At 36.4% G+C, this 15,453-nt stretch carries 12 protein-coding genes; 4 read left to right on the top strand and 8 right to left on the bottom strand.

The genetic code is table 11. The features are described from left to right. Window positions 1-93 precede the first annotated feature (93 nt). On the top strand, window positions 94-1,473 hold the full coding sequence (locus HWV59_RS01045) for an L-cystine transporter (RefSeq protein ID WP_102231727.1): 1,380 nt from the start codon (window positions 94-96) through the stop codon (window positions 1,471-1,473). A 20-nt stretch (window positions 1,474-1,493) separates the two neighbouring features. On the opposite strand, the gene HWV59_RS01040 is transcribed toward HWV59_RS01045, so the two are convergent. Together HWV59_RS01040 and HWV59_RS01035 are read right to left on the bottom strand one after the other, a co-directional pair. Continuing rightward, window positions 1,494-1,961, bottom strand: a complete 468-nt coding sequence (locus HWV59_RS01040) for a hypothetical protein (protein ID WP_175637883.1) — start codon at window positions 1,959-1,961, stop codon at window positions 1,494-1,496. 15 nt (window positions 1,962-1,976) lie between these two features. After that, window positions 1,977-2,723 (bottom strand): hypothetical protein, encoded by a 747-nt coding sequence (locus HWV59_RS01035; protein ID WP_102231725.1) that lies wholly within the window; start codon window positions 2,721-2,723, stop codon window positions 1,977-1,979. Window positions 2,724-2,884: 161 nt separating this feature from the next. Here HWV59_RS01035 and HWV59_RS01030 point away from each other — a divergent pair, with 161 nt between their 5' ends. Continuing rightward, window positions 2,885-4,459: a sensor domain-containing diguanylate cyclase gene (locus HWV59_RS01030; protein WP_175637882.1), complete on the top strand. Its 1,575-nt coding sequence runs from the start codon at window positions 2,885-2,887 to the stop codon at window positions 4,457-4,459. Window positions 4,460-4,822: 363 nt separating this feature from the next. Then, the gene (locus HWV59_RS01025; protein WP_175637881.1) at window positions 4,823-6,325 is read left to right on the top strand and encodes a malate:quinone oxidoreductase; all 1,503 of its coding nucleotides are present in this window, start codon (window positions 4,823-4,825) and stop codon (window positions 6,323-6,325) included. A gap of 144 nt (window positions 6,326-6,469) precedes the next feature. On the opposite strand, the gene gnd is transcribed toward HWV59_RS01025, so the two are convergent. The 6 genes from gnd to ahpC all read right to left on the bottom strand — a co-directional run bounded on the left by gnd (window position 6,470) and on the right by ahpC (window position 13,936). Beyond that, a complete protein-coding gene (gnd, locus tag HWV59_RS01020; RefSeq protein WP_102231722.1) occupies window positions 6,470-7,873 on the bottom strand; it encodes a decarboxylating NADP(+)-dependent phosphogluconate dehydrogenase in 1,404 nt (467 codons plus the stop codon). Between the two features lie 78 nt (window positions 7,874-7,951). Continuing rightward, window positions 7,952-9,298, bottom strand: coding sequence for a GntP family permease (locus tag HWV59_RS01015; protein ID WP_175637880.1), 1,347 nt, complete (start codon window positions 9,296-9,298; stop codon window positions 7,952-7,954). Window positions 9,299-9,327: 29 nt separating this feature from the next. Next, window positions 9,328-10,866 carry a gluconokinase gene (gntK, locus tag HWV59_RS01010; protein ID WP_175637879.1) on the bottom strand — a complete coding sequence of 513 codons (1,539 nt, stop codon included), beginning with the start codon at window positions 10,864-10,866 and terminating at the stop codon, window positions 9,328-9,330. After that, a complete protein-coding gene (locus HWV59_RS01005; protein WP_102231719.1) occupies window positions 10,859-11,590 on the bottom strand; it encodes a GntR family transcriptional regulator in 732 nt (243 codons plus the stop codon). Before HWV59_RS01005 ends, gntK begins: the two co-directional genes overlap by 8 nt. A 237-nt stretch (window positions 11,591-11,827) precedes the next feature. Beyond that, window positions 11,828-13,357, bottom strand: a complete 1,530-nt coding sequence (ahpF, locus tag HWV59_RS01000) for an alkyl hydroperoxide reductase subunit F (RefSeq protein WP_175637878.1) — start codon at window positions 13,355-13,357, stop codon at window positions 11,828-11,830. Window positions 13,358-13,372: 15 nt separating this feature from the next. Beyond that, window positions 13,373-13,936, bottom strand: coding sequence for an alkyl hydroperoxide reductase subunit C (gene ahpC, locus HWV59_RS00995; protein WP_102231717.1), 564 nt, complete (start codon window positions 13,934-13,936; stop codon window positions 13,373-13,375). 407 nt (window positions 13,937-14,343) lie between these two features. On the opposite strand from ahpC, the gene HWV59_RS00990 reads away from it, so the two are divergent. Further along, entirely contained in the window at window positions 14,344-15,282 is a 939-nt protein-coding gene (locus tag HWV59_RS00990; protein ID WP_175637877.1) for a hypothetical protein, read from the top strand. Window positions 15,283-15,453: the final 171 nt, after the last annotated feature.

The following is a 15,453-nucleotide window of genomic DNA, read 5'->3' as shown; positions in this document are numbered from 1 at the left end:
ATATACTCTCAGTATTTCCTACTTTACATATAGGAATTACGGTGTTAATATCTCTATTGTTATATAATTGTTTTTATAAAAGGAAGTGGATCAATGTATATATTTGTTATTCTTAATATTATCATCATGCTTTTACTTATTATCGGTTTATATATGATGCAGAAAAAGCATGTCTCTTTTTCTAAAAGAGTATTTACAGGGTTAGGTTTAGGTATCCTGTTTGGTTTAGGGATGCAGTTTGCCTATGGAATTGAATCAGAAACTGTTTCAACATCGATTGATTGGTTCAATATTGTTGGAAACGGATATGTTAGCTTTCTAAAAATGATTGTTATGCCTTTAGTTTTCATTTCAATTCTTTCTGCATTTACAAAATTAAAGATGGAAAAAAATCTTGGAAAAGTCAGTGGCTGGATTTTGGGGGTACTGTTAGGTACAACAGCAATTGCAGCTGCCGTAGGGATTACTTCAGCACATGTCTTTAATTTAGAAGCGGTTCAAATTGAGCAAGGGGAAGCAGAGGTAGGGAGAGCTGCAGAATTAGAGGAAAAAGTTGTTACTGTTCAAGATTTGACGATACCTCAACAAATTGTTTCATTAATACCTACAAACCCATTTTTAGATTTAACTGGAGCAAATCCAACATCAACTATATCTGTTGTTATTTTTGCTGCTATTCTTGGTATTGCCTTTTTAGGAATTAAACGTAAAGAACCAGTATATGCTGAAAAATTTGCTGATATTGTAGAGACATTCTATAAAGTGATTATGCGAGTTGTTACTTTGATTTTAAGACTTACTCCTTATGGTGTGTTAGCACTTATGACAAGAGTAACAGCAACAAGTGATTATCATGCAATCTGGAAGCTTGGAAAGTTTGTCTTGGCATCCTACGCAGCATTAATTGTTATGTTCATTATTCATTTAATCATTATATCAATAGCGGGTTTAAATCCGGTTACTTATGTAAAGAAAACCTTCCCAGTACTTACGTTTGCGTTCACTTCAAGAACAAGTGCAGGGACATTACCTTTAAATATTAAAGCACAAACAAACGATTTAGGAGTACCTGAGGGAATAGCGAATTTTGCCGGTTCTTTTGGTCTAACAATCGGGCAAAATGGGTGTGCAGGTATTTATCCGGCTATGTTAGCGGTTATGATCGCTCCAACAGTGGGAATTGATCCATTATCACCATCATTTATCTTTACACTAATTGCTGTGGTAGCAATTAGTTCATTCGGTGTTGCAGGTGTAGGTGGCGGTGCTACGTTCGCGGCATTGCTTGTCCTTTCAGCATTGAATTTACCAGTAGGATTAGCCGGACTTCTAATATCTGTAGAGCCGCTAATTGATATGGGTCGTACTGCACTTAATGTAAGTGGAAGTATGACAGCTGGTGTTATAACAAGTAAGGCAACGAAAGATTTGGATACTAGCGTCTATAATAATTCTACTCAATCTTTATCATAATAAACAAAAAAACTTCTCAACTAGTTAGGTTGGGGAGTTTTTTTGTTTGAGGAATTATGATATCCAACTGAACGTGCTTGGTATTTCCATAATATATTACCAATAGAGTTAACCTGATTCTCGTTACATTGAATGACAACCGACACCTCATAGTTTTCCTTTTTCAGTATCGCTTGTATTTTTACTCTTTTATATAAAATAAATGAAATGAATCCCAATATAAATCCAACAACTGCTCCAATAAGTCCCCATAGAATAGGTCCCCAGGTCAGAATAAAACCACTGCTTGCTCCAATAACTGCTGCACCGGTTGCAACGGAAATTCCAATTTCGAAACCAGTAGGACTTTGTTCTTTGAATTCATTTTTCGTAGAATGATCGTCCATAAATACAATAAGGATATTCTCACGAGGAACTAAATTGGCTTCCAATTCAGCTAATGCTTGCTCTAATTCAATTGATTGGTCAAATATACTGAATATCAACATCTTACAAGCACCTGCTTATGGAAAAATTCGAAGTTTAGCATGTTTATAGCGATTTCTTAATCTTTGGCGTTGTTCCAGTCGAAAAAGATGATTGTGTTCAAGTGTTGTACGATATGAATGGTACATAGAACCACCCATTACAGAGGGCATAAATAGCAGCCAATGTGGATGGAGAAGTGATATAGACTCCTGGGTGTGACCGAGTAATAGCAGTAATAGTGCTTCGTGCGTGCTCGACAGGGTAATATATACCCACCACCAAAATATAGCATAGAAGGCTAGACCGAAACGATTGATATACAATTGGCCTAATCCAGGAAAGAAAAAGGAATATATGACCCCAAAGATTGGACTTTTCTTTTCAATGAAGTGAATTTCCATAGGATAAATTTCCATGCTTGAGATTCGTTTATTTTCCAATCGAACTAAATGGTATAGTTTGTTTTGGTACAGGGCGGATCGGAAACTATCTCCAATTGCAACTAAATAAATTGCAAGGTATCCAAATGCCCATTTAGGTTCAATGACCATTTTTGCAAGTTCAAACTGACCACAAAATGAATAGACCATCGCTTCATTAATATGGGCTAAAGTATTTATAATCACTTCTACAAGTGTTAAAAGTGTTGCTCTTAAATACCGGTTAAGCATATAATGGCCGAAGCCTGGAAAAACAGCAGACCACCAAGCAATCATGTAAGGGTTCTGTGGATTTAATTGTGTAATACCGAACGTACTAATCTTTGATAAAGGTCTTTTCATTATATCTAACCTTCTTCATCATTTTCTCTTATAATTTTCCCTAATAATTTGCTGCTTATGTATATTTCCCTCACCGATTTCCAATTTTTTCAACAAATACTTTTCCTTTCAAATATGCTACATTTAAGGAAAACATTGTTATTAAAAAGAGGTATCATATTGTGAATTCTCAGCTGACAGCTTATATTACTCTTATTTGCACATCAGGCGTACTGAATTTGTACTTATGCTCATCGGTATTTTTAAGACGCCATCAATATTCGAATATTGCACAGTTTTTTATTTTATATACTACTTCTATTTCGGTTTATTGCTTTGCTTCTGCATTTGGATTAATGGCTACAAACCTTGAGCAAATCAAATTTTGGACAATTATTTTATATATTGGTTTACCATTCTCACCGCTGTTGGGATTACTATTTATAATGAAGTATTTAGGGATAAAACTAACTTCCAAGAAGGTTATTGTTCTATTAACAATCCCCGTTATTAGCCTTGTTATGGTAGCTACAAATGATCTCCATCATTTACATTATAGGGTTTTTGAGGTTGATCCAAACTTAGGTGCTCCATATATTCATCAGGAAATTGGAATATGGTATGTTGTTCATGGTATTTTTACATTTTCTTGTATGTTTGTTGCGTTTTTGCTGCTTCTTTCCCGTTGGAGGGAAACTGCCAAGATCTATCGCTTGCAATTACTTGCGTTAATGTTTGGACAACTGGTTCCAATGGTGACAGCTTTTATTTATTTAATTGGATTAACACCTCCTGGAGTCGATCCAGTACCTATGGTTTTATGGCTATCCTCACTTTTATATTTATGGTCGATTAACTCATCACGCCTGTTTACCCTAACACCTATTGCAAAGGATACTATTTTTAATAGTATTAATGACGGTGTAATTGTGCTGGATGAATCATATCGATTAATCGAATTTAACAAAGCGTGTGAAATTATGTTTCCACGAATAAATCAATCTATGCTGGGTATGGAATTTGAAGGGGTGTGGCTCCGATTATCAGGAAGCTCATTTCCTATCAATATAGAAGCTTCTTCATCATTTACAAAGGAAATTCAATTATCGTCTGATCGAATATATCAGGTACGTACTTCCTCATTGCAGCATGCAAAACATGATAAAGGTTTATTAATTATTTTTACTGATATAACAGAATTAAAAAGGCTACAAATTAAATTAGAACAATTAGCTTATTATGATGAACTTACTCAGATTTATAATCGTCGTGCATTCTTTCAAAAAAGTGAGCAGGAGTTTGCTGGAGCAAAGAAAAGGTCAGAACCTTTTACGATTATATTGATTGATATTGATTATTTTAAAAGGGTAAACGATACGTATGGTCATCATGTTGGGGATCAACTGCTAAAGCATGTTGTAAAGATATGCCAAACTCAGTTAAGCGAAGGGGAGTTATTTGCCCGCTATGGTGGAGAGGAGTTTGTTCTTGCTCTTAATGGCTATACAGCTCTAGAGGGAAAAGAAATAGCAAATAAGTTACGTAGATATGTAGAAACAAAACCTCTTCAAACTGATGAAAATCTTGTTTATGTGACGTTAAGTAGCGGAGTAGCTGAAGCAACAAAAGAGAAAGAAGAAACACTTAATCAGCTTTTAAATCATGCAGATAAAGCATTATACACAGCGAAACACGAGGGACGTAATCAGGTACAAGTCTACAATGGGGAAAAGGGAGAATTGATAAAAGCACCTTAACGTAATAGTTAAAGGTGCTTCTTATTAATTACTTTAATTATTCGAGCTAAAAGGTTAAATAATTTCCAATAATTTTAGTTTTCACCATAGCGGATGGAGTTCACCCTTTTTTGCAAGCGTTAAATAGTTTATAATAATCAGATAATGGTATAAATTTTAATCTGAAAATATTTAAAATAGTAGTATAATTATAGTTGTAACAGAAAAAGGTTTTTCTTAAGGTGTTTCTTGCTTTCTGCGACTCCTAAGCAGGAGCTCCTACTTTTGGATGTATCAAATTTATGGTTGATAGTATAAGAAAAACGAAGGCTTCCGCGATAAACAAAGTTTTTCTAACAAATATAGGGGATAAGGAAGGTTATAATGGGCAGCATACAGAAAAAAACAGACGTAATCTTAATTGGTGCCGGTATGATGAGTGCGACGTTAGGAACACTTCTGAAAGAATTAATACCGGATTGGGAAATAACTGTATTCGAAAAGCTTTCAAAAGCAGGAGAGGAAAGCTCGAATGAATGGAATAATGCAGGAACAGGGCATGCGGCATTATGTGAGCTTAATTACACGGTTGAAAAGCCGGATGGATCTGTAGATATAAGTAAAGCTATAAACATCAATGAACAGTTTCAAGTTTCAATGCAATTTTGGTCTTATCTTGTTAAAAGCAAGCTGATTCAAAATCCAGAGGATTTTATCATGCCTTTGCCGCATATGAGTTTAGTCCAAGGGGAACAAAATGTGTCATTCTTAAAAAGACGATTTGAAGCGCTATCAAAGAACCCATTGTTTAAAGGGATGGAATTTTCCGATGATCCAAAAAAATTAAAGGAATGGATTCCACTCATTATGCAGGATCGCTCAACAACTGAACCTCTAGCAGCAACCAAAATTGACTCTGGAACAGATGTTAACTTTGGTGCATTAACACGCATGTTATTTGATCACTTAGAGCGAAAAAGTGTTGAGATTAACTATAAGCATAGTGTGCAGGATATCAAACGGACAAGTGACGGGTTGTGGGAATTGAAAGTTCAGAATCTAGGTAACGGTAATGTTGAGCGTCATACGGCAAAATTCGTCTTTATCGGAGGCGGAGGAGGAAGCCTGCACTTATTGCAGAAAACAGGTATTCCCGAAGGGAAGCATATTGGAGGTTTCCCGGTAAGTGGACTATTTATGGTGTGTAATAATCCCGCTGTTGTCGCACAGCACCATGCAAAAGTTTACGGAAAAGCTAAGGTTGGCGCACCACCAATGTCTGTTCCACATCTGGACACCCGTTTTATTGACAATAAAAAATCATTGTTGTTCGGTCCATTTGCAGGTTTTACACCAAAGTTCTTGAAAAATGGTTCTATGTTTGACTTGATAACTTCCGTTAAACCCGATAATCTGTTAACGATGTTGGCAGCAGGTGCAAAAAACATGTCCTTAACAAAATACCTAATTCAACAAGTGACGTTATCTAAAGAGCAACGCATGGAAGAGTTGCGAGAATTTATTCCGAATGCCAAAAGTGAAGATTGGGATTTAGTCGTTGCAGGACAACGTGTGCAGGTCATCAAGGATACTGAGGCTGGTGGTAAAGGTACACTACAATTTGGTACGGAAGTTGTAAGTGCCTCTGATGGCTCAATAGCAGCATTGCTTGGTGCATCGCCAGGTGCTTCAACAGCTGTACACGTTATGCTTGAAGTATTATCAAAATGCTTTCCTGAACACATTGATAAATGGGAACCGAAAATCAAAGAAATGATTCCTTCATATGGTAAAAAACTAATGGAAAATCCAGAGCTTCTGCATGAAGTTCATACTTCAACAGCTCAGTCGCTTGGTTTATGTGAGAAGGACCCGGTTCTTAGTTAATGTTTTTCATCATTGCTCCTTAAGAAAAAGTATAAATAGATATGGCATTAAGAAATTTCCCTAAAATAACAGGAAATAGTAAGAAGCCAGTATGGCGCGGTAAAATACCGCACCATACTGGCTTTTATTTTCCCTGAATCTGAATCATTGCCAATTTGTATGGAAGACCCCTGACTGATCATGTCTTTCATATGTATGAGCACCAAAATAATCACGTTGTGCCTGTAATATGTTTGCATTTGAGATACCTTTTCGGTAACTATCAAAGTAAGTAAGGGAAGCACTTAAACATGGAAACGATATACCGGAATTTATACCTTCACATACAACTTTACGCAAGGCCATTTGATAATCTGTAATTTTTTCAGCAAAGTATGGCGAAATAAGCAAATTAGCTAGATCTGGCTGCTCCTCGTAAGCTTTGCTAATAACATTTAAAAACTCAGCACGAATGATACAACCACCACGGAAGATTAATGCAATTTCCTTTAAAGGTAAATCCCATCCATTAAGTTCAGATGTCATTTTATACTGTGTAAAGCCTTGTGCATAGGCACATACTTTCCCCATATAAAGAGCCTGTCTAACATAATCAATCCACACATTTTTATCTAAATTCTGCTGCTCAACTTCCGGCATTTTCAATATACCTTCAGCCATAACCCGCTCTTCTTTTAGTGAGGAGATATAACGTGCAAATAAAGATTCAGTAATAATAGATGTTGGAATTCCGTTGTCAATTGCTTGTATACTTGTCCATTTTCCTGTTCCTTTTTGTCCTGCTTTATCAAGAATAACATCGATTAATGGTAAACCGGTCATGTCATCTTTTTTTCTTAAAATCTCTGCTGTAATTTCAATTAAGTAACTTTTTAGCTCGCCTTGGTTCCATGTGTCAAAAATATCGGCAATTTCATCTACATCTAAATGTAACTTTTCTCGCAAAAATGTATATGCCTCTGCAATTAATTGCATATCAGCATACTCAATTCCGTTATGAACCATTTTGATAAAGTGGCCGGCGCCTTTTGGACCTAGATAAACACAGCAAGGGTCGCCATTTACTTGCGCAGCTATTTTTGTCAAAATTGGAGCTGTCTTTTCATAAACTTCTTTATCTCCGCCAGGCATGATGGAAGGACCTGTTAAAGCTCCAACTTCACCACCGGAAATCCCAATTCCTAAATAACCAATACCTTTCGACTTTAGTTCAGTATATCTTCGCTCAGTATCCTCGAAATGAGAGTTACCTCCGTCCATAATAATATCTTCAGCTTCAAGAAAGGGCACCAGTGACTCGATCACTGAATCAATAGCTTTTCCAGCTGTAACCATAAGAAAAATCTTCCTAGGGGACTCAAGGGACTGAACAAATTCCTCAATTTCGTAGTAAGGTTGAATGGTCTCACCATTCATTTTACTGACAAGACGATCTGTTAAATCTCTCGTATAGTTATAAACAGCTACCTTTTCGCCTTTGTTAGCCATATTTAATGCAATATTACTTCCCATTACTCCTAAACCAATAACACCAATTGTATTAACCATTTATCTTTTCTCCTTTTATCTCGAATGAACAAGCAATAAAACCCTCACACCAAAGTGGGGGTTTTATTGCTTAGAAAATTAAACAAATAAGCTCAATAATAGAATAAATGCCAATCCAGCTACTGAAATAATCGTTTCTAATAATGTCCATGTTGCGAATGTTTCTTTCATACTTAAACCAAAATATTCTTTAAACATCCAAAAACCGGCATCATTAACATGTGAGGCAACTACACTTCCTGCTCCTATTGCAAGTACAACTAAAGCAAGATTAACATCAGATTGTCCTAACATCGGAATAACTAAACCAGCGGTTGTTAGTGCAGCAACTGTTGCAGATCCCAGGGAGATACGTAAGATTGCCGCAATAACCCATGCCAGCAGGATCGGTGATAATGTTGAACCACTAAATAGGTCTGCTACATAATCACCCACACCACCGTCAATTAATACTTGTTTGAAGGCTCCACCGCCTCCGACAATTAAAAGCATCATCCCAATTTGAGTAATGGCAGTTGTACAAGATTCCATCACATCATTAATTGGAATTTTTCTAGCTAGTCCCATCGTATAGATCGCAACTAATAGTGAGATTAACATGGAAGTTCCAGCTTCACCAATAAAGCGGATTACTGCAAGAAATAAATTATCTTCAATACCCAATGTGTTTTGGATAAGTGTAATAATAGTTGAAAGTGACATTAAAATAACAGGGAGTAAAGCAGTGAAAACACTGATTCCAAAGCCGGGAGTGTCTTCTGTTTTAAATACCTTTTGTTCACCAAGAGAGGCAATGCTGCCTGTCTTAGAAAATGATTCTGGAACTAGTTTTTTTGCGATTTTTGTGAAAATAGGACCTGCTATAATAACTGTTGGTACTGAAACGATAAAACCATAAAGCAACACTTCACCAATGTTTGCACCAAGCTCACCAGCAATAACTGTAGGACCCGGATGAGGTGGTAAAAACCCGTGTGTGACAGACAATGCAGCTGTCATTGGTATCCCAAGATATAAAATAGAAACCTTTAATTCCCTTGCAATAGCAAAAACAATTGGAATTAATAATACTAGTCCTACTTCAAAAAATAGTGCAACTCCGATAATAAAGGATGCAGCAACAACTGCCCATTGAATGTTTTTAACTCCAAATTTGTCAACGAGGGTCATCGCAATGCGCTGAGCACCCCCGGAATCTGCGATTAACTTTCCTAACATCGCTCCAAGTCCAAAGATTAGCGCTAAGTGACCGAGCGTTCCGCCTAATCCAGCTTCGATAGTCTTTACAATATCCGTAAGTGGCATTCCTAATGCTAAAGCCACACCGAAGGACACGATGATTAATGAAATAAATGTATTAATTTTTAAGCCCATGATTAATAGTAATAATACTAAAATACCGATGGCTACTATAACTAATGGCATTTTAAATACCTCCTATGATGTATATCTTGTTAGTGTTTAATCAGGCTTCTTTGATAGTTGGCAAGCCGTGTATAATCCTCTTCCAATACTCTGGAGATGTTAATGAATATTGGCAGTAATTGTCTGTATTCCTTTGTTGCTGCTTCATCAGGTGTATGCTTGTAGGTACTACCAATCATATCGGAAACGACTTCAAAAGAGTCGATTTTTCCTGTAGCATAAAGCCCCAAAATACAAGCACCTAAACATGAACTTTCATAGCTTTCCGGTACAACAACTTCTGATGCAAATATATCGGACATCATTTGTCGCCATACATCCGATCTTGCAAACCCTCCTGTTGCTTGGATGCGTGTGACAGGACCATCCATGCATTCTGTTAACGCTAAGAATACGGTATATAGATTATAAATGACACCTTCTAAAGCTGCCCGAATCATATGTTCTTTTTTATGTGACATGGTTAATCCGAAGAATGAACCGCGAACATCGGGATTCCATAATGGTGCCCGTTCTCCAGCTAAATATGGATGAAATAACAGCCCGTCAGCACCCGGCCTTACGCGCTCTGCAATTTTTGTTAATACATTATAAGGGTCGATTCCAAGCCTCTTTGCTGTTTCAACTTCTGATGAAGCTAGCTCATCGCGAATCCAACGAAGGACCATTCCACCGTTATTTACCGGACCTCCAATAACCCAATGTTTTTCCGTTAAGGCATAACAGAAGATTCTGCCCTTTTCATCTGTTTGCGGCTTGTCAATAATTGTTCTAATTGCACCGCTTGTCCCGATAGTGACGGCAATTTCACCTTTTCCAATGGCATTTACCCCCAGGTTTGAAAGCACACCATCACTTGCACCTATGACAAATGGAGTTTGTGGATCAATACCAATTTGTTTAGCTAAGTCTACATTACAGTTAGTAAAGATTTTAGTTGTCGGTACAAGCTCAGATAAATGAGCAGGTGTTACACCGGCAATCTTTAGTGCTTCTTTATCCCAATCAAGTGTTTTAAGATTCATCATGCCCATACAGGACGCGATGGAATGATCTACAACATATTGATTAAAAAATCTATGGAAAATAAACTCTTTAATACCGATATATTTTTTCGCTTTGACAGCGATTTCAGGTCGATCATTAACGATCCATGCAATTTTACTTAAAGGTGACATTGGATGAACAGGTGTCCCTGTACGCTTATAAATCTCATGGCCATTAAGTTCAACTTTAATTTTGTGTGCCCATGACTCACTGCGGTTATCTGCCCAAGTGATACATGGTGTTAGTGCCTGATCATTTTTATCCATGGCAATGACACTATGCATCGCACTACTAAAGGAAATGAAAGACGGCTTCTTTTCTGAGTGATGTTTCATTATATTCGCAATCGCTTGCAAAACAGCTTGGAAAATCTCTTCAGGATCCTGTTCAGCTGTTGAAATATCCGGGGTATAGAGCGGATAACCAATATTTTCCGTTTGAATGACTTTTCCGTTTTCAGAAAATAGTACTGCTTTGGTACTTGTAGTTCCTATATCTACACCTAACATATAGCTAGTCATTTTTATCTACAACTCCTTTTGTGAGTATCTGTTGTGACCTCCAAAGATCATCAACTTTATCTTGTACATCATCAAAATTTAGATGTAAGGATTTTATCATGAGAGATCGATCTTTAGAGTTAATTGCATCAATATAAAGCTCATGATTTTTGATTACCCGAGTAAAATCTTCATATTTTTCTTCTACACGAATTCTCATTGATAAAAGAATCATGCTTTCCATTACAGGTTTTAGTTTCTTCCAAATGATAGAAATAAATGAATGGTCTATAGATTGAATAATCGTTTCATGAAATAGGATATCCTGAAAGGCGAACTCATCAGCATCCCGATATTTTACTGCTACTTTCATCATTTCAACAATTTTGCTAAGTTCTCTTACAAGATTATCAGTATCTATTCTAGCTAAACGTTCAAATACGAATGATTCTATTAATAATCGGACATCGTAGATCTCTTCTATTTCTTTTTCTGTTAATCCGATGACAACAGCACCCATTCTTTCTAATCGAATAATATTTTCGGATGCTAATGTTCTTAATGCTTCTCGAATAGGGGAACGACTTACAGAAAAATCTGCAGCCAATTTATTTTCAGAAAGTATGGCACCGCTCTCAATCAATCCTGAAATAATACGCATTCTAAGTTCAGAAGTTACGCGATCACCAGTAGAAGCTTTTGAAAGCCACTTCATAGGATAGAGAAATTCCTTTGATTCGGTCATATATTCACCTCTAATGAGTTCAAGTATACTTGTATACAAGTATTATAACGTATAATATGGATTCTGCAACCGCTTTTATCTAATTTTTTATCTAAAATTTTAACTAAATTCCATAATATTACTGGGGAGATCGTTGTGAGAAAGGTGAATAGTTGATTTTAAATGGAATGATATATATAACACTTGCCAATAGAAAAAAGCCGCTATACCACGAAAGGTAAGCGACTTAATATAAAATTAATTTCTAATAAGATAATCAAAAGCACCTAATGCAGCAGTAGCTCCAGATCCCATAGAAATAATGATTTGGTTATAAGCACTGTCAGTACAATCACCTGCAGCGAATAAACCAGGTAAAGTTGTTGAACCATGTTTATCAACAATGATTTCACCCATACGGTTACGTTCCAAAATTCCCTCTAACCAATCAGTGTTTGGAACAAGGCCAATTTGAACAAATACACCTTGTAACTCAACATGATGTTCTTCGCCTGTTTCACGGTCAGTATACGTAATACCGTTAACACTATCTGTTCCTGTAATTTCTTTAGTTTGAACATTTTTAAGAACAGTTACGTTAGGAAGGCTGTATAAACGTTTCTGAAGGACATCATCAGCTTTTAACTCAGGGTTGAATTCAAGTACAGTAACATGTTTTACAATACCTGCAAGATCAATTGCTGCTTCAATTCCAGAGTTTCCGCCACCAATAACGGCTACATCTCTACCTTCAAATAAAGGACCATCACAGTGAGGGCAGTAAGCTACACCTTTGTTTTTGAACTCTTGTTCTCCAGGAACACCAACATTACGCCAACGAGCACCTGTTGAAACGATCACAGTTTTACTTTTTAGAATAGCGCCATTTTCAAGTTCTAGTTCAAAAAGGTCTTTCTTTTCGATACCTTTTGCTCGTTGTAAGTTCATGATATCGATCCCATATTCTTTCACATGCTCTTCAAGACTAGCAACAAGCTTAGGTCCTTCAGTGCTTTTTACACTAATGAAGTTCTCGATGCTCATTGTGTCCAGAACCTGACCACCAAAGCGCTCAGCAACAATACCAGTACGAATACCTTTACGTGCTGCGTAAATGGCTGCACTTGAACCGGCAGGACCACCACCAACAACAAGAACGTCATATGGCTCTTTATTCTCGAACTCGGATGCATCAGGAGCAGTACCGATTTTAGCAAGAATTTCTTCAAGTGTCATACGGCCGCCGCCTAAGAATTCAGCATTTAAGAAGACAGCTGGCACAGACATAACGTTCTTGCGTTCAACTTCCTCTTTAAAAGCAGCTCCATCGATCATTGTATGTGTGATATTAGGGTTTAAAACACTCATAATGTTAAGAGCCTGCACAACATCCGGGCAGTTATGACAACTTAGGCTCACATATGTTTCAAAGTGATGTTCACCACTAATGCCTTTAATTTGATCAATAACACTTTGATCAATCTTTGGCGGTCTTCCACTAACCTGTAAAAGAGCTAAAACTAATGAAGTAAATTCGTGACCAAGTGGAATACCGGCAAATGTAACACCAGTTTCCTCACCAACACGATTTACACTAAAGCTTGGTGTTCTGGTTAATTCAGCTTTCTCAACAGTAATTTTTGATGACATGGAAGCTAGCTCATTCACTAGCTCCAACATGTCAGTTGAGATCTTATCACTACCAGCACTAACATTTAATACGATATTTCCTTCAAGTAATTGAAGATATTGCTCTAACTGAGCTTTTATTTCTGCATCAAGCACCATTTATTATGACACTCCTTAAAGCTTTCCAACAAGATCAAGGCTTGGCTTAAGTGTTTCAGAACCTTCTTCCCATTTAGCAGGACAAACTTCACCTGGATTATTACGTACATATTGTGCAGCTTTCACTTTGTTAATAAGAGTGCTTGCATCACGACCAATGCCTCCAGCGTTAATTTCAACTGTTTGGATAACGCCATCTGGATCGATGATGAATGTTCCACGATCAGCAAGACCTTCTTCTTCATTTAATACTTCAAAGTTACGTGATACAACTTGAGATGGATCACCAATCATTGCATATTTAATTTTACCGATTTTTTCTGAACTGTCATGCCAGCCTTTATGTGTGAAGTGAGTATCAGTAGAAACAGAATATACTTCAACACCAAGTGCTTTTAAGTTATCATATTCGTTTTGTAAATCTTCAAGCTCAGTTGGGCATACGAAAGTGAAATCTGCTGGATAGAAGCAGAATACGCTCCATTGACCTTTTAGGCTTTCGTTTGTTACATCGATGAATTCACCATCTTTAAATGCTTTTGCTGCGAAAGGTTTTACTTCAGTACCGATTAATGACATGTATATATTCCTCCTAAATGTTTTAATAAACAATAATAGATATTATCTATAATTGTTATAATTTAATATAAATTATCAAATAGAATTTGCTTTTAGTCAAGTGAAATGGTAGATCTTTTAATAAAAAATAATATAGAGAGCTTTTTGACTGCTGTACTTACAATGTTAATGCGAATAGACACGACTAGTTTATACGCACTCGATTTGTATTTCAAACCCTAAATGAGAAACTGGTTAGTAATTATTGGGAAAACTATTATCAACAAATTGAAAAGGCCGATAAGGGTTTTCAACAACAGTAGAATTCCCGAAAAAGACAATCTTAATCAAAAATACTTTTTTTCATAGATGAAACTTTTCTTCATGTACTACGTAAAAAAGATAAAAGGGAAAACAGGAGGAAACTAATGTTCTCAGAAGTAAATACAAGGCTAATTGAAATAAAAGGGGATTTACGTAAAAAACAAAAATATGAAGCTCAAATAGAGGATTTTCAAAAGGAACTTGAAGTGGTTGAAGAGAGAATTGTGCAGCTGGAAACTCAATACAGATCAGAAGAAAAAGATGTTATTCAACTTGAAAAAATGACACTAAACAATCTATTTGCCCTATTATCCGGAACAAAGGATGAAAAGTTATCAAAAGAAAAACAGGAATTCATTGCTGCCAAGCATAGATTGGAAGAAGCAAACAAAACAAAATCTGAAATAGAAAACTCAATATATGAATTGAAAAATAAACTGTATATGATCGATGATGTAGAATCCAGGTATAACCAAGTTCTTTTTGAGAAGGAGAAAATGATTAAATCAAGTCATTCAAGATATTCAGATAAAATGTATGAATTAAGTGAACAAGAGGGGATCCTTAAAGCTTATATACAGGAGTTGGAAGAAGCTATTACAGCGGGAAAAAATGTTAAACATGATCTTTTAGATGCGCAAAATTCCCTTAAAAAAGCGAGAGATTGGGGAGCATTTGATATGTTCGGAGGCGGAACAATCTCCAGTTTTGTCAAACATCAACACCTGGATGAAGCAGAAGATTGTATCCATAAAGCTCAGACAAGCATGCGTTATTTTCAAAAGGAATTATTAGATATCCATGAAGAAGCACATCTAGAAGTCGATATTTCAGGCATGTTAAAATTTGCTGATTTCTTCTTTGATGGCTTCTTTGTAGACATGATGGTCCAAGACAAGATTAACGATTCTTTAGATCAAACAAAAAGCCAGCACTCGAAAGTGAACGGAATTGTATTAAATTTAACTGATCAACTTGATGAGAAGAAAAAAGAAATAGAATCGATTCAGAAGGAAAAACAGGAGTTGATCGAGAGTTTATAGAGTTTTTTAAAAATATGGGTTATCGAATGTGAGTGATGAGCAGCAATCTTATCTATGGGTGAGATTGCTGTTTTTTGTTTTATTGGGGGAAAAGTTTTGCGTATGGTGATAAAGGAGAATGAGAGAGCAGTATAGACGGGGGAGTCTTTCTTAATGGGTGATGAAAGACAG

The sequence above is a fragment of the Metabacillus schmidteae genome, assembly GCF_903166545.1.
GTDB lineage: Bacteria > Bacillota > Bacilli > Bacillales > Bacillaceae > Metabacillus > Metabacillus schmidteae.
This window is presented reverse-complemented; position numbering and strand designations above follow the sequence as displayed.